Genomic DNA, 18,172 nt, shown 5'->3' with positions numbered 1-18,172 from the left:
CGCGGCAGTCGACCGGCGTCGCCGAACAGGTCCACGGGCCACGGCACTCCCCCTTCGCGCCACAGTGTTCGTGCGAGCGTAGAGTCCGCTCCCGATCGGCCGCCTGCGAACTCGATGAATTCCGCTGGTTACGGCTCCGAGTTGACCGGATCCCGGCGGCCGACGACCGAACACTGCGAGCACGGGTTCGCATCGCGCCGGGCCATGGCGTCGCGCCTCGACCAACGCCTCTGACCGGGGAGTGAAGCAGTGCAGCACCCAACCGGCCGACGGTCAGGAACCCGCAAAGCCCCTGCGTCGCTGCAGGTCGTGAAGGGTCCTCCCCGCGCCCGCGGGGGTCAGCCGCTGGCCGGAGGGTTGCACGTTCTGGGCAACGTGGGCTGCCTGGGCCGGTTCGGGAGGCTCGGAGGCCGATGTGTCGGTGGGCCCGGGTAGCGTGGCGGGATGGGCAGGACTGTCACGTATCTGGAGATGACCGGTCTCGGGGAGCTGCGGCCCGGGCGCGTTGTGTCGGCGTTGGGGCTGCGGCGGGAGGAGGGGTTGTCGGCTCTGGTGCGGTCGGTGCAGGCGCGGGTCGGTGCGGCCTACGGCTGGCGCAGTGCGAGGCGGTCCGAGCGGGAGTGGGAGGAGTTGGCGCGGGCTCATCCGCACCGTCAGTACTGGCTGATCGTCCTGGAGGGCGAGACGGCTGGGATCACCGCGCTGGAGCCCCTGGCCGGCGGGGAGGTGGAGATCCGCACCTTCGGGCTGCTGCCTGAGTACGTCGGCCGGGGGCTCGGCGGACATGCGTTGACGCTTGCGCTGCAACAGGCCTGGGCGACCGAACCGTTGGAGGCGGAGGTCGTGCGCAGGGTGTGGCTGCACACCAACTCCGACGACCATCCGAACGCACTCGTCAACTACCAGCGCCGGGGCCTGCGCGTCTACCGCACCGAGGCCGAGCAGGAACCCTAGCCGTAGCCCTGGCGGTGGCGGTGGCGGTAGCGGTGGACGCGCAGGCGGGCGGGGCTACCGACCCCCGCTTACGCAGTGGCGATGACGGCTCGGGTGACGGCCGTGACGGTCGGGGTCGGGCGGCCGGGGAGTCGGGCCACCAGGATCCGGCGGATCTCGGGCGGGGCACCGTCGACGTGCAGCAGGCTCACCCCCGGTGGAAGGAGCGGCGCGAGCCGGGAGGGCACCGTCGTCACTCCGAAGCCGCCGGCGACCAGGTGGAGCTTCGTCAGCCAGTCGCGCGCGGCGTGGACGATGCGCGGTCGGCCGGGCAGGCCGGGCCAGACGCCGAGCAGTGGTTCGGAGTTCGACGCCGGGGCGGCGATCCACCGGGCGTCGAGCAGTTCGTCGACGTGCACCGCGGTGCGGCCGGCGAACTCCCCCGTCGACGGCGCCGCCAGGACCAGTTCGGTGTCCGCGACGGTCTCGACGTGCAGCCGCGGCGCCTCGCCGTCCAGGGGGCGGTGGGGCGGGCGGGAGGTCAGCACGGCGAGGTCGATCGAGCCCGCCCGCAGGGCCCGGACCAGGGTGGGTGTGGTGCCCTCGGTGGTCGTGACGGTGATCTGCGGGTCGGTTGCCGCGAGGCGGGCGAGCGCAGGGGGCAGGATGCCCGCGCCCGCGCTCAGGAACAGTCCGAGCCGCAGCAGTTCGGCCTGCGGGGCGGTACCGGTGAGGTCGCGCTCGGCCGCGGTCAGGCTGTCCAGGATCGTGCGGGCGTGGCGCAGCAGGGTCAGGCCCGCGGGAGTGAGCCGCACTCCGTCGGGGCGGCGTTCGAACAGGGCGGTGCCCGCGCTTCGTTCGAGGGAGGCGGCCTGGCGGGAGACCGCCGACTGCGTGTAGCCGAGCCGGGCGGCGGCTGCGGTGAAGCTGCCGGACTCCGCGATCTGTCGCAGGACCCGCAGGCCGGTGCTGGTGACGTCCATGCCGCATACGCATACCACACATGCTCGATCGTCGCTTCCCGCATGTCCGTCGGGCTCCTAGGGTCGATCCCGACGAACACGAACGCACGGACGCACAGACACAAGGACGAACACGGAGGTCGACACGTGCGAGCAGCAGTCCTGACGCGGTTCGGCGCCCCGCTCACGGTGCGGGAGGTGCCCGACCCCGAGGCCGGCGGTGGCGAGGTGGTGGTCCGGGTGCTCGCCGCCTGCGTGGCCCCGTACGCCGCCGAGGTGTTCGGCGGCGAGCGGAGGTACCCCCTCGTGCCTCCCGTCGTGCCCGGCATCGGCGGCGTGGCACGGGTCGTCCAGGTGGGCCCGGACGCCACCCGGCTGCGGGTCGGCGACCTGGTGTGGTGCGACTGTACGGTGCGCTCGCGGGACGACGCGCTGACGCCCGACATCGCCCTCCAGGGCTGGAGCTCACGTGGCGAGGGCGGCGCGCGGCTCGCCCGGCACCTGCACGACGGGTCGTTCGCCGAGCTCATGCGGGTCCCGACGGAGAACGTGTTCCCGTTGCCCGCGGCGGCCGGGGACGACCCGGCCCGCTGGGCCGCGCTCGGTGTGCACGTCATCCCGTACGGCGGGCTGCTGGCCGGCGGGCTCGCGGCCGGTGAGACGCTGCTGGTCGGCGGGGCCACCGGCAACCTCGGCAGCAGCGCCGTCGCGCTCGCGCTGGCGATGGGGGCGGGCCGTGTGGTCGCCCCCGGCCGCAACCGGGCCGCGCTCGACCTCCTCGCCGACCGGTTCGGCCCGCGGGTGCGCCCCGTCCCGCTCACCGGGGACGAGGCCGGCGACCGCGCCGCGATGTCCGCGGCGGGCGACGGCCCGATCGACCTGGTGCTGGACCTGCTGCCGCCGAGCGCTCCCAGCTCGGTGGCGCGCACGGCGGCCATGACCGTGCGCGAGTACGGACGCGTGGTCCTCATGGGCGGCGTCGGCATGCTCGGCGGCGACGACCTCGCACTCCCCTACCCGTGGATCATGCGCAACTCGATCACCGTGCGCGGCCAGTGGATGTACCCGCGTACGGCGAACGTCGGCATCATCCGGCTGCTCGCCTCGGGCGCCCTGGACCTCGCCCCCGAACGGGTCCGGTCCTTCGGTCTCGACGCGGTCAACGAGGCCGTCGCGTACGCCGCCTCGCACGGCGGTCCGTTCGACCGCACCGTCCTCACCCCGTCGGCCTGCTGACGGGGCCGCAGCGGGGAAGGCAGTCGGCCGGCGGGCAGCAGTCCGGTGGAGACGTGCGCGGGGAGGTGGTGGACGATCATCTCGGATCGTCCCGCACCCGGGGCCGCCGACACGTTGTGCCGCTCGAAGCCGGTTTCCGGGTCACGGTAGACGGGGCGCTCGGCCCTGCGCATGACCACGGCCACCCCGGAGGCGCCCGTCGGCCCTGTCCTGACCGAGTGTCAGGACAGGGCCGGGTGCCGAGGCAGGGCCGAGTCCCAGGACAGGCCCGACGGGCCACGGCGCACGCGCGGCCCGCTCGCGCTCCGCTCAGGCGGCGCCGAGCAGGGACGCCAGGGCGCCGCCCGTCTCGGGGTGCCGGCCTAGCAGCGCCGAACCCGCCGGGGTGTGCGGCGCCGTCCAGGGCCCGTCGCAGTCCAGGAGGCCGGCGAGCGCGTCGCAGGTGGCGGGGTGTGCCGCGAGCAGGGCGGATCCCCGTCCGGCGGTGCTGCTGCCGGGCCGGGCCGGCTGGGGCGCCGGTGCGAGCCACGGCGGCACCCAGGCGTCCAGTTCGGCGAGTCGGCCGGGGAAGATCCGTCCGGCTTCCTTGGTGAGCTTCGGGGCAAGCTCGGCGCCGCCGCTGCGCAGGGTGGTGATGAGGATCGGCAGCCAGGGCAGCAGGACCGGGTCGGGCAGGCGGGCGAAGGCCTGGGAGACGGCCTCGACGACGAGGTCGACCAGGCTGGGGACCGGCTCCAGCGCGTGGAGCAGCCCGCTGAGGTAGCGCGGGTAGGCGGGCAGCAGCAGCGGGTTGCCGAGCAGTCCGTCGCAGCGCTCGCGCAGCTCCTGGCGGGTGAGGTGGCCGAGTTGGACCTGCGCGGCCCACAGCAGGGCGCGCTTGGACTGGTCCTGCGGGTCGGACCGGGCGACGGCGAGCTCCAGTTGGGCGCGGTCGCCACCCAGCGACAGGGCCAGGCCCTCCATGCTGAACAGGAAGCTCAGCATCGCCGCGACCTGGCGCGCCGTCGCCGTCTCGTCGGTGAACGCGGTGGGCAGCAGGGCGCAGTAGTGGGCGTACCCGGCCTCGGCGAAACGTTCGATCCAGCGCGGCAGGACCGGCTCGCTGGTGCGGTAGAAGGCCAGCAGTCTCCGTACCCGGCGCAGCACCTCGGGGGCGCCGTCGACGCTGCGCTCGGTGGTGAGCACCTGGAGGGCGCGGGCGCCGAGTTCGTCGGCGAGCCGCCGACTGCCGAGGTACCGGGTGGCGTCCTCCACGGTCCGCAGGACGACGGCGGCGTCGGCCTGCGGGGCGGTGGCCTCGCGGCGCAGGCGCTGCTCGAGGACCTGTTCGAGGGTGACGCCTTCGTAGCCGAGCTCGATCAGGGCGCGCTGGTGGGTGCCGAGCGAGAGGTCCCAGGACTCCTGCTTGGGTTCGTCGCCGAGGGTGCGCTCGCCCATGATCGGGCGGGCGGCGTCGGGGATCAGGTGGCGCAGCATCCAGAGCACATCGGAGCAGGGGCGCAGGTCGGGCTGGGACTTGATGTCCAGCAGCGCGCGTTTGACGCCGCGGGCCTGGAGGTTGAGGCCGAGCGGGGCGAGGCGGTCGTGGACGTCGCGGGCCAGCGGGGGCAGCGACTCGTAGCCGACCTGGCCGATCCGGTCGCCGCCCATCATGATCTCGACCAGGCGGCGGACGTCGCGCCGGCCGGGCACGGTGTCCTTCTCGATGCAGGTGACGGCCGCGTCCTGGAAGTCGTACGGGGTCGGGCGGGCGCGGTCGCGCAGGCCGGCGAGGAGGATGGACGTCTCGTACACGGCGATGGCGTCGGCGGTGGAGGCGAGGTAGCCGTTGCGGCGGGCCGCGCGCACGATCTCCACGGACCAGCCGAGCAGTTCCTCCTGGTCCAGCCGGTCCAGGACGGGCGGGCGCTGCAGGAACCCGGATAGCCGGTCGGCGCTGTCGGCGCTGTCGGTGCTGTCGGCCTCGGCGACGGGGGCGAGGGCGACGGGCTTGCGGGCGCGGGTGGCCGCCTTGCGGGCGCGGGGGGCCTTGGCACCGGCGCCGGCCTGGCCCTTGAGCCGGTAGGGCTGGACCTGGGTGCGCTCGAGGTTCTTCTCCCACTGGGCCGCGGCGATCGACACCGCCCCGCCTTCGAGGCCGAACTGCGTCTCGATGGCGGTGTGGCTGGAGGGGATCAGGCCGTACTGCCACTCGGTGGCGGTGCGCGGGGGCACGACGAAGGTGTCGGAGCCGTGCAGGCCGAACTCCTCGACCCGGCTGGCGGCGTGGAAGGCGCCGCAGATGTAGACGCTCTGCGCCGGGTCGGCGCCGGTGGCGGCCAGGTGCTCGCGGATGCGGGTCCACATGTACCGCTCGCGGTCCTCGTCCACCCGCACCCGGTCGGCGTCGCCGGGTGCCAGGCGGCGGAAGAGGCTGCCGATCAGGAACATGACCTGCCGGTAGGTGTCGTGGTCGGCGTCGCCGAGCGGCCCCTCGACGTACTGGTGCCACCACTCCGACCAGTGCCGCACCTTGCCGTGCCGCAGCAGGTGCCGTTCGAGGTCGGCGAAGCGGGGCCGTAGGTCGCCGAGTTCGACGCCGACCGCGTCGCCGTGCAGTGCGGCCTCCTCGGCGGGGGTCGCGCCCGTCCCGGCGGGGGTCGTGCCCGGGGTGGCGGGGGTCGCGCCCGGGGCGGCGGGGGTCGCGCCCGGGGCGGCGGGGGTCGCATCCGGGACGGCGGGGGTCGCGCCCGGGGCGGCGGGGGTGTTTCGGCGGGCCTGCCACTGGAAGACGTGGTCCGAGGACCGGTCGACCAGGACCAGGTCCACGCCGGGCGTCTCCAGCGCGTACGCGATGGCCTGGTACTCGGCGGAGGCCTCGGTGATCGGCGCGACGACGGACAGCGGTGCCCAGTCGGCGGGGAACCCGTCGATGCGGGTGGCGAAGGCCTGGACCGCCACCGGCAGGCGGCAGTTGCGCAGCTCGGTGAGCAACGGGGCCATGTCCTCGCACAGTTCGAGGAAGACCGTCCTCGGCTGCCGGGCCCGCAGGTGGCGGGCCATGGCGGTGGCGGAGGCGGGCGAGTGGTGGCAGACCGGGAAGATCTCCAGCGGCTCGCGCAGGGCGCGCTCGACGTCGCTCACCAGGCCGTGGAGGATGCCGTCCAGGGCACCCGGTCCTTCGGCGAACTCGGCTGCGGCTGCGTCGAGTTGGGCGCGAAGCGCGTCGAAGGCCTCGACGGTCTCGGGGCCGGGCTGCCCGCCGAGGGCGGGCACCCGGGTGGTGGCGCGGCTCATGCGAGCGCCTTGAGGGTCTCCAGGCCGGCGGCGAGGAACTGCGGCCACTCGCCGCCCTCCTGCTCGCTGCGGTGGTGGACGGTGTTGGCCAGGTACTTGGTGAGGATGCTGGTGTCCTCGGGCGCGCGGCGGCTGAGCGAGGAGACCAGGGAGGAGCCGAGGGCGTGGGCGGTGAGCGCGCGCTCGCCGAAGAAGTTGCTGTGGAGGATGGCGTCCTCCAGCACGCCGATCTGCTCGGCGGTGGACAGGGCCGACTCCAGTCGCTCGTCGTCGCTGCCCGCCGCCGTCGCGACGGCGCGCAGGTCCTCGAAGGAGCGCAGCAGTACGTCCAGCAGGGTGGGCGGCACGTCCAGTTCGATCTGGTGGCGGCGCAGCAGTTCCTCGGTGCGGAAGCGGACGATCTCCGCCTCGCTCCGCTTGTCCGTCACCACCGGGATCTGGACGAAGTTGAAGCGCCGCTTGAGCGCCGACGACAGGTCGTTGACGCCGCGGTCGCGGCTGTTGGCGGTGGCGATCACTGCGAAGCCGGGCTTGGCGAACACGGTGCCGTCCTCGCCCTTCAACTCGGGCACCGACACGTACTTCTCGGAGAGGATGGAGATCAGCGCGTCCTGGACGTCGCTGGTGGAGCGGGTGAGCTCCTCGAAGCGTCCGATCGTGCCGGTCTCCATCGCGGTCATGATCGGCGAGGGGATCATCGACGCGCGCGACTGGCCCTTGGCGATCACCATGGACACGTTCCAGGAGTACTTGATGTGGTCCTCGGTGGTGCCGGCGGTGCCCTGCACGACCTGGGTGGAGTTGCGGCACACGGCGGCGGCCAGCAGTTCGGCGAGCCAGCTCTTGCCGGTGCCGGGGTCACCGAGCAGCAGCAGGCCGCGGTCGGAGGCGAGCGTGACGATCGCCCGCTCGACCACGCTGCGCTCGCCGAACCACTTCTGGGCCACCTCGCGCTCCAGGCCGTCGGAGGGCTCGGAGCCGAGGACGAAGGTGCGGATCATCTTCGGGGACAGCCGCCAGGTGGACGGCTTCGGGCCGGAGTCGACCGACTCCAGGTAGTCCAGCTCGTCGGCGTACTTGGTCTCGGCGGGGGCGCGGAGCATGTCGGACATCGGGCAGGAGCCTTTCTGCGGCACGGGGTTGGGGATTCGGGGGTTCGGGGATTTGGGGATTTGTGGCTTCGGGCGTGACGTGGGTGCGGGGCTGGGCGGGGCGCCGGGTCAGGTGAGGAAGGTCTTGAGCTCGTGGACCAGCTTGCTGATGTGGCCGGAGATCACCGGGGTGCCCTGGTCCTTGAACCGCGTGCGGAACCACGGGTTGACGCTGCCCCGGCCCGAGCTGGTGACCGAACCGACCGGGATGAACTTCGCACCGGAGCGGTGCACGGCGGCCATCTGCGCGAACAGCTCCTCGCCGCGCCACTCGTAGAAGTCGGAGATCCACACGACGACGGTGTTGCTCGGCTCGGCGATCTTCGGCTGGGCGAGGGCCATGGCGACCGTGCCGTCGGTGCCGCCGCCGAGCTGGGTGCGCAGCAGCGTCTCGAACGGGTCGTGGACCCACGGGGTGAGGTCCACGGCACGGGTGTCGTAGGCCACCAGGTGCACGTCGACCTTGGGCAGGCCGGCGAAGATCGAGGCGAGGATGGTGCAGTTGACCATGGAGTCGACCATCGAGCCGGACTGGTCCACGACCACGATCAGGCGCTGCGGCGTCGTCTTGCGGGTGGTGTGCCGGTAGTAGAGCCGGTCGACGTAGAGCCGCTCGTCCTCGGGGCTCCAGTTGACGAGGTTCTTCTCGACCGTGCGCTTGAGGTCGAGGTTGCGCCACACCCGCTTCGGCGCCACCGAGCGGTCGAGCTCCCCCACCGTGGCCTTCTCGACCTGGGTGCGCAGCACCTCGGCGACTTCGTCGACGAACCGGCGGATCAAGGCCTTGGCGTTGGCGAGCGCGGTGCCGTCGAGGTTGCCCTTGTCGTGCAGCAGTTGCTCGATCAGCGACATGCTCGGGGTCAGGCGGGAGGCGAGCTTGCTGTCCGCGAGGACCTCACGCAGGCGCATCCGCTTGACCAGGTCGGCCTCGATGGCGGCGAGTTCGGGGCCGATCACGGGGATCAGCGTGGACAGGTCCGGAGTGCCGGTGGTGCCGGTGGGTATGCCGGTGCCGGCGTGGCGACCGGCGTGGCGGCCGGCGCGCAGCTCTCCGGGCTTGCAGCCGAGGGCGCGCTCCAGCCATCCCGCGTCGGACTGCCAGCGGGAGAGCCGGCCCGCGGTCACCGTGCCGGAGCCGGTGGCAAGGGCGTTGAGGAGGATCTTGGAGTACAGGGCCGCGCGCCGTACCTCGGCGGCCCGGTCGCGGGCCCCGGCGGGGGCGGCAACATCGGCGTCGGCGTCGGCCCCGGCGTCGGTGTCGGCATCGGGTGCCAGGAGGCCGTCGAACTCCGCTGCCAGGCCGGGGTGGCGCTGGACGAGCGAATCGACGGACGTACGGGGGTCCAGCAGGCCCGCGGGCAGGCCCAGGTCCTCGACGACGGCCAGGCTCGCCGTCTCCAGGGCGGGCTGCTCCGCCGGGTCGAACAGGCGCGCCAGCAGCTGCCAGTACAGCACCTGTCGGCGGTTCCCCTCGGGGTCCGCGAGGGGAACGCCGTTCGCGTCAGTGGTGGTCGTGAAGATGGTGGTCGTGGAGATGGTGCTGGTGGTGGTCATGGGTCCGGTCACTTCCGCAGCAGCTTGCCGGCGCGCTCGCGCAGCACGGTCACCGTCTCGGTGGCGACGGCCTCGGCCTTGGCGCCGCTCTTGTCGGTGGTGCCGCCCGCCCACGCACCGGCGTACAGGCCCACCGTCCGGCGCTTGACGGTGGTTTCGACGGCGAGCGGCTGGAGGACGAAGGCCCCGGCGTCCCAGCGCAGCAGGCCGATGCACGCGGTGGACGCCGCCACCGCCTGCGGCGTGAGCGGGCCGGCCGCCGGGATGCGGTCGGTGTCGACGGCGAGCGGGTGGCCGGCCAGGTCGAAGGTCAGCATCCCGTCCCGCGCCTCGTCCCGCGCCCCGTCCTGCGCCCCGTCGTCCTGCTGCCGGACGGTGTAGCCCTCCAGGAAGACCGGTTCGGCCAGGCGGACCGGGTGGCGCTCCAGCGGCGCGACCGGCGCGCCCATGGCAGTGGGCAGCACGACCCGGGCGGTGGCGAACGGGTCGGCCTCGGCCGCGGTGCGGGCGAGGTCGTCGCTCCACAGCAGGTCGCCCTCGGCGGTGAGCGGCATGTCCGTCACCGTCATCGCGCGGCCCTCCCCCGCCGCCGCGAGGAGCGACATCCGGGGCCGCAGCAACTGCCAGACCCCGGCGCCCAGAACGCTGTCCGGCTTCGGGACCGACACCGACGCCCGGACCAGGCGGGGAACCGAACCGTCCGCCGGCTCGAACACGGCATGGACCTGGGCCTGCGCGGCCGTCGCGTGCTCGTGCAGGTCGACACCGAGCGGCAGCAGCCGTCCGCTGACCGGCTGCGGGTCAGGGACGGAGCACGCACCGGGAGTCGTCAGCAGCACCGCCCGCGACCCCAGGTCGGCCCAGCGGCGGACCGGCACGCGTTCCAGGCTCGCTCCCGGGCAGGAGGCGGCGAGTTCGCCCGCGAACCCGTCCAGCAGCACTGCCAAGCGGCGCAGCCGCGGATCCGGGAGCATCGCGGAGACGACCTGCGCCGAGGCCGACACGAGGTCGTGGTCCATGCCGAGCCAGCCGGCCCGGGCCAGGTCCGCCAGCCAGGCACGGGCGGCGGTGAGCACGTTCGACGAACCGGCCGGGCCCGCGGCGGGCACCGTCCACGGGGCGGTGGGGCGGCCGGTCGCCTCGGCCACCACGCCGTGGAGGGCGTCGTGGGCCGCGCCGAGCAGAGCGGTGCGGGCGGCGGCCAGGGCGAGCAGGTGGTGCTCGTCCGCGGTGCCGGCGGCCGCCTTCTCGGCGGCCTCGGCGACGAGAGCGGCCAGCGGCGAGTCCGCGACGGCCCCGGCGAGCTCGGCCAGCGCCTGCGCCTGGGCGGGCCGAGGCCTCATCAGACCGTCGGACATCGCCCGGTCGAAGGCGTCGACGACGGCGAGCGCCTCGTCGAGGCCGTCGACCGGTGCGTGGAGGAGGTCGGTGCGCATCACGCCACCGCCGTCCGCGTGGTCGGGAACCAGTGCATGTCCGGCAGCGGAGTGGTCACCGGCTCGAACTCCAGGTACTCCAGGTGGTTCAGGAACCGGGTGAACACCGCCGCCGCAGGGGACTCGGCGGCCTTCGCCGGACGGGTGGCGGTCATGGCACCGGTGATGACCGGGGCGGTGGCCTCCGCCGTACCGGTGTCCACCCGCAGGTAACGGGCGACGCGGTCGCCGCCGAACTGCACCACGGCCTCGCCGACCAGCGCCTCCAGGTGCTTGCAGTAGCTGCCCCGGGCGCCGCCGCAGGGACGGTTGTTGTTGGTGCTGCACGAGAACGCGAAGGAACCGGCCTCGACGGCCGACACGTAGACCCGGCCGATGTCCGAGCCGCTGGACACGACACCCTGCAAGCGACCGTCCGCCAACTGCACGAACGGCACCTTGGCGAGCTTGCGGGGCCGGGCGGGCGGAACCACCCGGACCGTACTCGAACCTTCCCAGGCAGGCAGAAGCACACCATCTCCAATGGGTTTGGGGGGGACAGCGCGCCGCAACACGGCGGCGGCGCTTGTGGTGATGAACGTAGTGGTCACCACCGACAAACGGGCCCGCCGGACGCTCTCCCGGTCCGCAGACACGCCCCCGTGGCACGATGTCCATCGCTCCTTGACGCCTCAACACCCCTGCGGTTCACGAACGATGGCTACGGGGCCATCGGCCAGGAACAGGGCGAAGCCACTCCATCGCTGCAGTTCGAAGGGCCCCTCCCCGCACCTGCGGGGGTCAGCGCTGTGGTTCGGCGGATTCGGTGCTGCGTTCTGCGGAGGTCACGCGGTTCTCGCCCCGAACCCCGTTCGGGTGTCCGGGCCTGCTGGCGGGCGTCTGGGGCTGGTCCCGGCGGAGCGTCAGGGCAGGCCCGGTCAGGGTGTCAGCTCGTGGAGCGTTCCCGGCGTGGGGCGGAGGTCGAGGCGGGTGAAGTACTCGGTGGCGATGATCCGTTCTCGGGCGTCCGGGCTCAGGCGGGACAGCAGGCCCGGCAGCGGGCGTTCCCGGCCGACCTGGCTCGCGTGGGCGAGCACCGCGGACCATTTCTGGGTCAGCCAGGGGCGGACGTCGACGGTCGCGGTGATGTGCTCGTCGGGAACGCTGAGGACCGACTTGCTCACCCCGGTCAGCAGCGGGCCCAGGTCGCCGACGGCGGAGTCCGGGTGGGTCGCGCAGTAGAGGGCGCGGGGCTGCCAGGGGGCGCCGGCATCGGGGTAGGCATGCCGGAGTGCGGCCGCCTGGACGGCGAGCAGGGTGGCGCGGTGGGTGTGCACGTGATCGGGGTGTCCGGTGAGTCCGCCGTGGGAGTCGTGCGTGACGACGATCTCGGGCCGTACCTCGCGCAGGATCCTGACGAGTTGTCCGACCACCACGTCCAGCGGCACGTCGCACAGCCGCGTCCGCCCGGGGGCTGACGCGGGGACGCGGTGGTCGGCCCATCCGAGCAGCCGGGGCTCGCCCGCTCCGAGGAGCCGGGCCGCCTCGGCCAACTCCCGTGCGCGCTGCGTCCCTTGTGCCCAGGTCGCGGTGACGACGGTGGTCCGGGCTCCGGCAGCCGCGTGCTGTGCGAGTACGCCCCCGGCCACGAGCGACTCGTCGTCGGGGTGCGCCATCACGGCGAGCAGGCTGGGCAGGCGGGGCAGCGGCACGGAATCCTCCCGACCGGGTTGCGGCGTTGGACCCGGTCGGGCCCCGCCAGTCGTGGCACGACGGGGCTTCGGGACGGGTGGTCACACACCGCCCGTGCGCCAGGCTCCGTACGTCCACTGGCCGTCGCCGGCGTCCTGGAGGCCGACGCGGTGGCGCTGGTCCGCGCCGCTCATGGCGGTGTAGGTCGGGCCTGACATGACGGTCGTCCCGTCGTAGGAGACCTTGCTGGTCTGCAGTCGGAAGCCCCAGCCGTTCGACTGGTCGGCCTGTGCCCAGACGGCATGGCACTTCTTGGAATAGCGCAACCACGCGTGCACAGCCTCGGCATGTCCCGGAGGGACCGCGGTGCCGGGAATCGTCTGCGCGTCCGCCGCGCAGCCCGTCGCCTTCGGGCTCAGGCCGTCGCAGGCGTTGCCGTGACAGGTCTCGGCGGCGACTGCCGGGGCGGGCGCCAACAGGGGCGGTAGCAGCGCCGTGGCGGTTGCGAGAACCAGGGCAAGGGCCGCACGTGATACGCGCATTGTCCGTCCTTTCCACAGGCAGCACCGGGAGGGGCTGCTCGTCATCCCTCTGAGTACTGCCGACATCGCCCTGTCCGAGCAGGGGACTTCGGTCATTCACTCGAACGGGGACATCGCGCGGCAGCATTGACCGCTCGGGAACGCCGGTCCGCCGCCGGTGACGGGAAGAGGACGAGGAGGAGGACGAGGAGGACCTCTGCCCGCATCCGCGCGACCTGGTCGATGTCAGTGGTACCGGGCAACCTGTGCGTATGCGTGCCCCGAGAGTTCAATGCCCGGCCTGCGAGCGGCCGGTAGCCCTCATGCCGACCCGCCGTGCCGGCTACGGCGTGATCCATGACCACAAGCGGGACCGTCGCTCCCTCATCCTCTGCGAAGGCAGCATGAGGCAGGTGCCGCTGGCCGACGCCGTCAACTGGCAGGACGCCCTTCCGGGACTCGGCGGGGCCGAGCCCACCCTCTTCTGACCTCGGAAGCCCACGGACAGGGACGCCGAACGGGCCGGCCGGAACCCCCCTTCCGGGGCGAACGAGGGGCCCGTGGCGGGCGCGGCGCCGTGGCGCGCGCCCCGTGGGCGCTCCCGCGCGCCCACTACCGTGCGGCACCGGGGTGGGCCAGGATGAGCGGCCGACCGTGTCCCCTCCGCGACCGAAGGGAAACCGCATGGGCAAGCACGAGAAGCCGGCGCCGGACCCCGGAACGGGAACCCCGCCGCCCGGGAACCGGGACGGGCAGGTCCCGCCCCCTCCCCCCGGCACCGGCACGCGGCGCAAGTAGGGCACGATGCCGGACGACGAGGACCTGACGGGCCGCCGGACGCGCCTGGACGCGGTGATGGAGCGCGACGGGGCGTGGCCGGCCGCGTCCCCGTGGGTGCGCGAGGCCATGGCGGCGGTGCCGCGGGACCGGTTCGCACCGGACCGGCTGTGGCGCTGGGACGGCCGGGCCTACGTTCCGCTCGACCGTACGACGGACCGGCGGGGCTGGGCGGACGAACTGTTCGCCGGCGTCCACGACGCGGCCGTCACCCAGGTCCACGGCGGCCTGCCGTCCTCGTCGCTGTCGGCGCCGTCCGTCGTGGCGGACATGCTGGACAGCCTCCGCCCGGAGCCCGGCCACCGGGTGTGGGACATCGGCACCGGGCAGGGGTGGACGGCGGCACTGGCCGCGTGGCGGGTCGGTCCCGGGCTGGTGGTCTCCAGCGAGTTGGACGAGCGCCTGGCCGCCGCCGCCCGCCGACGCCTGGCGGCCGCCGGCCTCATCGTCGAGGTGGTGACCGGCGACGCGACCGGCGGCGGGGTGCCCGGCGGGGTGCCGGTCGACCGGATCCACGCCACCTACGCGGTGGAGGCCGTCCCGTGGGCCTGGGTGAAGGCGGTACGGCCGGGCGGCCGGATCGTCTACCCCTGGGGCCTGTTGGGGCACGTCGCCCTCACCGTCGCCGACGACGGCAAGAGCGCGACCGGCTGGGTCCAGGGCCTCGCCCAGTTCATGGCCGACCGCACCGCCCCCGCCCCGGGACCGGTCGGCCACGCCGCCTACACCGCGGTGCGCGGCACGGCCGAACCGGACACGGAGCGCCTGCTGCCGGCGTACGACCTCGGCCCGTTGGAGAGCGACTGGGACCTGCGCTTCGCCCTGCGCGTGGCCGTACCGGACGCGACGCTGCTCACCGACCGGGACGAGGACGGCGTCAACGCCTGGGTCCACGACGGCGACCGGTCGTGGGCCGCGTTCACCGCGCGCGGCGACGGCTCCGTGCTGCTGTACCAGGGCGGGCCGCGCCGCATCGGCGACGAGGTGACGGCCGCCCGGTCCGAGTGGGAGGAAGTCGGCCGCCCGGACCGGTACGACTACGGCATCACCGTCACCCCCGACTCCCAGTGGGCGTGGCAGGGCGGCCCGGACGGACCGCGTTGGCCGATCGGACGGTCGGCACCGGCACCGGCACCGGCACCGGCACCGGCCGGAGGGTCGGCACCGGCAGGGCGGTCGACACCGGCCGGACACTGATCGGCGCGCGCGGCCGAAGCGGCCTCCACCCTGGTGGCTGCGCAGGGGTGATGACCGCCGTGCACATCACCAGGGCACTACACCGGCGTCCTCGAAGAACTGGCCCGTCGGGCCGTCGTCGGGCAGGGTCGCGAGCTTGATGGCGATGGCCGCGCCCTGTTCGGGGGTGCGCACGCCCCGGAAGCCGTTGAGGTCGGTCGCGACGTAGCCGGGGCAGCCCGCGTTGATCAGGATGTTCGTGCCGCTCAGCTCCCGGGCGTACTGGACGGTGACGGCGTTCAGGAACGTCTTCGAGGGCGAGTACGCCACGGCCACCGGCCCCGTGGTCAGCTCACCGCCGGTCCCGGACTGCCGGGTGAGGGAGCCGACACTGCTGGACATGTTCACGATCCGCGGTGAGGCAGAGCGGCGCAGCAGCGGCAGCATCGCATTGGTGACGCGGATGACGCCGATGACGTTGGTCTCCACGACCGTGCGGATGGTGGCGAGGTCGACGCGGGTGGGCTCCTGGGGCATGCCGCCGGTGATGGCGGCGTTGTTGACGAGCACGTCGAGGCGCCCGGCCTGTTCCTCGATCAGTTGTGCGGCGGCTGTCGCGCTCGCGTCGTCGGTCACGTCCAGCGGTACGCCGAACGCGTCGACGCCGGCCGCGCGCAGTCGCTCCACCGCGGCCTGGCGACGCTTGTCGTCACGGGCGCCGACGCCGACGCTCCAGCCGAGGGCGCCCAGGCCTGCGGCGATCTCGTAGCCGATTCCCTTGTTCGCGCCGGTGACCAGCGCAGTCGTTCGTTCGCTCATGGAGACCATGCTGCTCCCGGACCCCGGCGGGGGTCCAAGACCGATCGGGTGGGCAACGATACCTGTCAGGTATCGATCCGGAGTACCGTGGCCGGATGGAGACCAGGGAACTGCGCTACTTCGTCGCTGTCGCCGAGGAGTTGAACTTCGGGCGGGCCGCGCAGCGGCTCGGGATCGCACAGCCGCCCCTGTCGCGGGCGATCCAGCAGCTCGAACGCCGACTCGGGGCAACGCTGCTGGATCGGACCAGCCGCAGCGTCACGCTGACCGAAGCCGGCGCGGTGCTGCTGGCCGAGGGCCGGGCGGCCCTCGACGCGGTCGAAGCGGCCGAGCGCCGGACCCGTCGCGCCGCCCTTCCCCCGACCGGCCGTCCCGGCCTGGTATTGGTTACCAAGGCCAGCGCGTCCCGCGAACTGCTGGCGGAACTCCTGGACTCGTACGCCGCCGAACCCGGCGCGGTCCCCGTCGACGTCATCCTGTGCGGCCCGGGCGAGCAGGAACGACTCCTGCGCCAGGGCCGGGCCGACGTGGCGCTGCTGCACCGGCCCTTCGACTCGACGGCCGGGTTCCACACCGAAGAACTCAGCACGGAGGGCCAGGTGGTGGTCCTCCCGGCCGGGCATCCGCTCACCGTCCGGCGCCATGTGCACATGGCCGACATCACCGGGCTGCCCGGCCTGCCCCTGCCGCGCTGGCCCGGCCCCGACGGCAGCTACCCACCCGGCCCCGGGCCGCAGGTCCGCGACCACGCACAGTTGTTGCAGCTCGTCGCGCTCGGCCGTGCCTGCGCGGTCTCACCGGAGTCGTGCCGAACCCAACTCCCCGGTGACCTCGCCGCCGTACCCGTGCTGGACGCGCCGAAGGTCACCACCGTGATCGCCTGGCCGCCGCACCTTAGGTCCAGAGCCGTCGCCGACCTGGTCCGGACTGCGACCGGTCTCCGGTAGTTCCCATCCGCCTGGCCCACTACGAGAACACCTGGCCACTCTCCCCCCACATCCCCGGGAGACCGGCGCCCAGCACCCAGGCCGGATAGTGCCGCGCCGCCAGCGCGGGCGAGGGCGGACTGCCCGGGTGCAGCACACCGGCCGGGAAGAACGCCACCCGGCAGCGCCGGCACCACCAGCCGCACCGCCACCGCTGCACCAGGTCCTGCCAGCGCGCGTGCTGGACCCTTAGCCGCTCCTCCTCCCGCCGCCGAGCGCGCCGCCGGGAGACGGTGCGCACCACCAGGGCCGCGGCCGTCAGCAGCGCCGGGCCGACCAAGCCGCCCAACAGGTAGCCCGCGCGGTAGACGTCGTCGTGACGGCCCAGGTCCGGCTCCGGACGCAGCATGGCGAGCACCCCCAGCAGCAGCCACAGCGCCGCCAGCGCCACCAGTACGGCCACCGCCGCACTCTCCCGTACGGCCGCGGGCCCCGGCGCGGGCGGCGGGGCCAGGTGGGCAGCCGCCGGTGGGTCCACGGCGGCCGCGGCCACGTCCTCCAGGGCCTCGGGCACGGGCAGGGCGTGCTCCCCGACGGCGCAACCCGGGCATACGGCGCTCATCGAACAGTCCACTCCTCGGGGTGACTTGTGCGCGAACGAACCTGGCACGCAGTAGACCACGATGAACTGACGGAACGTCACTCAATTTCCGCAACCGCCGGTGGCGGACGGCCACCGGATGACCCCGGCACCCGGCCAGGACCCCGACCTCTCGACCCGCCCCCGCCCGGCGGTCCTCAGGCCGACGCCACCGCGCCCGGACCGTACGCCTCCAGATAGCCGTCCACCTGCGCACGCCGGTAGCCCCGGGGCACCACCGCGAACCCCGCGAACACCGCGGCCGCCGGGTGCCGGTTCGAGGCCTGCGCCAGATGGGCGTCCACCTGGGCCGGGTCGTAGCCGCGCCACGCCGTGGCGAACACCGGCACCGCGCCCGCCGCTACCCGGTCGACCTGCGCGGGGTCGTAACCGCGTCGCACGACGCGAAACCGCGGCCCACCCGCACGCCGACCCGGCACGGACGCCGGCGCCGGCGCCGGCGCCAGGTACGCATCCACCTCGGACCGCTCGTAGCCCCAGCGCACCAGGTCGAACCCCCGGCGGGCGACCGCGTCCACCGGCACCGCAGCGGTGGCGGTCGCAGCGGCGGTGGCAGGAGCACCGGCGTCGGCGGGGTGTCCGGCGGCCAGCGCGCGGTCGACCTGGGCCCGGTCGTAGCCGCGTCGGGCAATGGTGAAACGCGGAACGTCCGGGCGCTGGGAGGCTGCCAGGGCCAAGTAGGCGTCCACCTCCGCGCGTTCGTAGCCGCGCCGCACCACGTCGAACCCGCTCCCGCCGCCCTCGGCCATTCGCCCCTCCCGCTGTCCCACCGGCCGCCTGCCGTCCCGTCAGCATCGCACAGAGCCGCCCACCGGCCCCAGGACCGGGAAACAGGACCAGGACCAGGACCGGCACAGGACCAGGCCGACGCCCGCGGCGCCGGGCGGGTGGGTGTCCGTTCCTCGGTCACCCCGCGTCGGGGCGGGGTGCGGGCAGTAGGATCGTCGGCGTTGTCAGTCGTACACCGCTGGTAGGAGGCTTTTCATGGCTCAGGTCACGCTCAAGGGGAACCC

16 protein-coding genes are annotated in these 18,172 nt (G+C 73.8%); 5 read left to right on the top strand and 11 right to left on the bottom strand.

Annotated elements, in window-relative coordinates:
• Positions 1-444 precede the first annotated feature (444 nt).
• Entirely contained in the window at positions 445-954 is a 510-nt protein-coding gene (locus tag ACIQWA_RS36940; RefSeq protein WP_402490505.1) for a GNAT family N-acetyltransferase, read from the top strand.
• Positions 955-1,022: 68 nt separating this feature from the next.
• Here ACIQWA_RS36940 and ACIQWA_RS36935 read toward each other — a convergent pair whose 3' ends face one another.
• Positions 1,023-1,916, bottom strand: a complete 894-nt coding sequence (locus tag ACIQWA_RS36935; protein ID WP_402490502.1) for a LysR family transcriptional regulator — start codon at positions 1,914-1,916, stop codon at positions 1,023-1,025.
• Positions 1,917-2,042: 126 nt separating this feature from the next.
• On the opposite strand from ACIQWA_RS36935, the gene ACIQWA_RS36930 reads away from it, so the two are divergent.
• Positions 2,043-3,131, top strand: coding sequence for an alcohol dehydrogenase catalytic domain-containing protein (locus ACIQWA_RS36930; protein WP_402490499.1), 1,089 nt, complete (start codon positions 2,043-2,045; stop codon positions 3,129-3,131).
• Between the two features lie 309 nt (positions 3,132-3,440).
• Here the strand turns inward: ACIQWA_RS36930 and ACIQWA_RS36925 are convergent, their stop codons facing one another.
• From ACIQWA_RS36925 to ACIQWA_RS36895, 7 genes are all read right to left on the bottom strand, one after another.
• Complete coding sequence (locus ACIQWA_RS36925; protein WP_402490496.1) at positions 3,441-6,407, bottom strand: hypothetical protein; 2,967 nt, start codon at positions 6,405-6,407, stop codon at positions 3,441-3,443.
• On the bottom strand, positions 6,404-7,519 hold the full coding sequence (locus ACIQWA_RS36920) for an AAA family ATPase (RefSeq protein WP_402490493.1): 1,116 nt from the start codon (positions 7,517-7,519) through the stop codon (positions 6,404-6,406). Before ACIQWA_RS36920 ends, ACIQWA_RS36925 begins: the two co-directional genes overlap by 4 nt.
• 108 nt (positions 7,520-7,627) lie before the next feature.
• A complete protein-coding gene (locus ACIQWA_RS36915; protein WP_402490490.1) occupies positions 7,628-9,112 on the bottom strand; it encodes a VWA domain-containing protein in 1,485 nt (494 codons plus the stop codon).
• Between the two features lie 8 nt (positions 9,113-9,120).
• Positions 9,121-10,548 (bottom strand): hypothetical protein, encoded by a 1,428-nt coding sequence (locus ACIQWA_RS36910; RefSeq protein ID WP_402490488.1) that lies wholly within the window; start codon positions 10,546-10,548, stop codon positions 9,121-9,123.
• Positions 10,548-11,054, bottom strand: a complete 507-nt coding sequence (locus ACIQWA_RS36905; protein ID WP_402490569.1) for a hypothetical protein — start codon at positions 11,052-11,054, stop codon at positions 10,548-10,550. Before ACIQWA_RS36905 ends, ACIQWA_RS36910 begins: the two co-directional genes overlap by 1 nt.
• Positions 11,055-11,465: 411 nt before the next feature.
• Positions 11,466-12,203 (bottom strand): PIG-L deacetylase family protein, encoded by a 738-nt coding sequence (locus ACIQWA_RS36900; RefSeq protein WP_402490566.1) that lies wholly within the window; start codon positions 12,201-12,203, stop codon positions 11,466-11,468.
• A 117-nt stretch (positions 12,204-12,320) separates the two neighbouring features.
• On the bottom strand, positions 12,321-12,761 hold the full coding sequence (locus tag ACIQWA_RS36895) for a DUF2690 domain-containing protein (RefSeq protein WP_360229420.1): 441 nt from the start codon (positions 12,759-12,761) through the stop codon (positions 12,321-12,323).
• A gap of 302 nt (positions 12,762-13,063) precedes the next feature.
• Here ACIQWA_RS36895 and ACIQWA_RS36890 point away from each other — a divergent pair, with 302 nt between their 5' ends.
• Positions 13,064-13,228: a hypothetical protein gene (locus tag ACIQWA_RS36890; RefSeq protein WP_402490485.1), complete on the top strand. Its 165-nt coding sequence runs from the start codon at positions 13,064-13,066 to the stop codon at positions 13,226-13,228.
• A gap of 316 nt (positions 13,229-13,544) precedes the next feature.
• Positions 13,545-14,774: a methyltransferase domain-containing protein gene (locus ACIQWA_RS36885; RefSeq protein ID WP_402490482.1), complete on the top strand. Its 1,230-nt coding sequence runs from the start codon at positions 13,545-13,547 to the stop codon at positions 14,772-14,774.
• Between the two features lie 66 nt (positions 14,775-14,840).
• Here the strand turns inward: ACIQWA_RS36885 and ACIQWA_RS36880 are convergent, their stop codons facing one another.
• Positions 14,841-15,572: an SDR family oxidoreductase gene (locus ACIQWA_RS36880; RefSeq protein WP_402490479.1), complete on the bottom strand. Its 732-nt coding sequence runs from the start codon at positions 15,570-15,572 to the stop codon at positions 14,841-14,843.
• A gap of 95 nt (positions 15,573-15,667) precedes the next feature.
• Here ACIQWA_RS36880 and ACIQWA_RS36875 point away from each other — a divergent pair, with 95 nt between their 5' ends.
• The gene (locus ACIQWA_RS36875) at positions 15,668-16,519 is read left to right on the top strand and encodes a LysR family transcriptional regulator (RefSeq protein ID WP_402490476.1); all 852 of its coding nucleotides are present in this window, start codon (positions 15,668-15,670) and stop codon (positions 16,517-16,519) included.
• A 19-nt stretch (positions 16,520-16,538) separates the two neighbouring features.
• Here ACIQWA_RS36875 and ACIQWA_RS36870 read toward each other — a convergent pair whose 3' ends face one another.
• Entirely contained in the window at positions 16,539-17,120 is a 582-nt protein-coding gene (locus tag ACIQWA_RS36870) for a hypothetical protein (protein ID WP_402490473.1), read from the bottom strand.
• A gap of 176 nt (positions 17,121-17,296) precedes the next feature.
• Positions 17,297-17,908 (bottom strand): DivIVA domain-containing protein, encoded by a 612-nt coding sequence (locus tag ACIQWA_RS36865; RefSeq protein WP_402490471.1) that lies wholly within the window; start codon positions 17,906-17,908, stop codon positions 17,297-17,299.
• Between the last annotated feature and the right edge of the window lie 264 nt (positions 17,909-18,172).

This window comes from Kitasatospora sp. NPDC098652, assembly GCF_044760155.1.
Classification (GTDB): domain Bacteria; phylum Actinomycetota; class Actinomycetes; order Streptomycetales; family Streptomycetaceae; genus Kitasatospora.
Note: the sequence above shows the minus strand (reverse complement) of the source record. Positions and strands in the feature narration are given on the sequence as shown.

Bases quoted from the DNA above. Each gene is read 5' to 3' on its own strand.
- ACIQWA_RS36940 (WP_402490505.1), top strand. From the start codon at position 445: ATGGGCAGGACTGTCACGTATCTGGAGATGACCGGTCTCGGGGAGCTG.
- ACIQWA_RS36935 (WP_402490502.1), bottom strand. From the start codon at position 1,916: ATGGACGTCACCAGCACCGGCCTGCGGGTCCTGCGACAGATCGCGGAG.
- ACIQWA_RS36925 (WP_402490496.1), bottom strand. From the start codon at position 6,407: ATGAGCCGCGCCACCACCCGGGTGCCCGCCCTCGGCGGGCAGCCCGGC.
- ACIQWA_RS36920 (WP_402490493.1), bottom strand. From the start codon at position 7,519: ATGTCCGACATGCTCCGCGCCCCCGCCGAGACCAAGTACGCCGACGAG.
- ACIQWA_RS36915 (WP_402490490.1), bottom strand. From the start codon at position 9,112: ATGACCACCACCAGCACCATCTCCACGACCACCATCTTCACGACCACC.
- ACIQWA_RS36910 (WP_402490488.1), bottom strand. From the start codon at position 10,548: ATGCGCACCGACCTCCTCCACGCACCGGTCGACGGCCTCGACGAGGCG.
- ACIQWA_RS36900 (WP_402490566.1), bottom strand. From the start codon at position 12,203: ATGGCGCACCCCGACGACGAGTCGCTCGTGGCCGGGGGCGTACTCGCA.
- ACIQWA_RS36895 (WP_360229420.1), bottom strand. From the start codon at position 12,761: ATGCGCGTATCACGTGCGGCCCTTGCCCTGGTTCTCGCAACCGCCACG.
- ACIQWA_RS36890 (WP_402490485.1), top strand. From the start codon at position 13,064: ATGCCGACCCGCCGTGCCGGCTACGGCGTGATCCATGACCACAAGCGG.
- ACIQWA_RS36885 (WP_402490482.1), top strand. From the start codon at position 13,545: ATGCCGGACGACGAGGACCTGACGGGCCGCCGGACGCGCCTGGACGCG.
- ACIQWA_RS36880 (WP_402490479.1), bottom strand. From the start codon at position 15,572: ATGAGCGAACGAACGACTGCGCTGGTCACCGGCGCGAACAAGGGAATC.
- ACIQWA_RS36875 (WP_402490476.1), top strand. From the start codon at position 15,668: ATGGAGACCAGGGAACTGCGCTACTTCGTCGCTGTCGCCGAGGAGTTG.
- ACIQWA_RS36870 (WP_402490473.1), bottom strand. From the start codon at position 17,120: ATGAGCGCCGTATGCCCGGGTTGCGCCGTCGGGGAGCACGCCCTGCCC.
- ACIQWA_RS36865 (WP_402490471.1), bottom strand. From the start codon at position 17,908: ATGGCCGAGGGCGGCGGGAGCGGGTTCGACGTGGTGCGGCGCGGCTAC.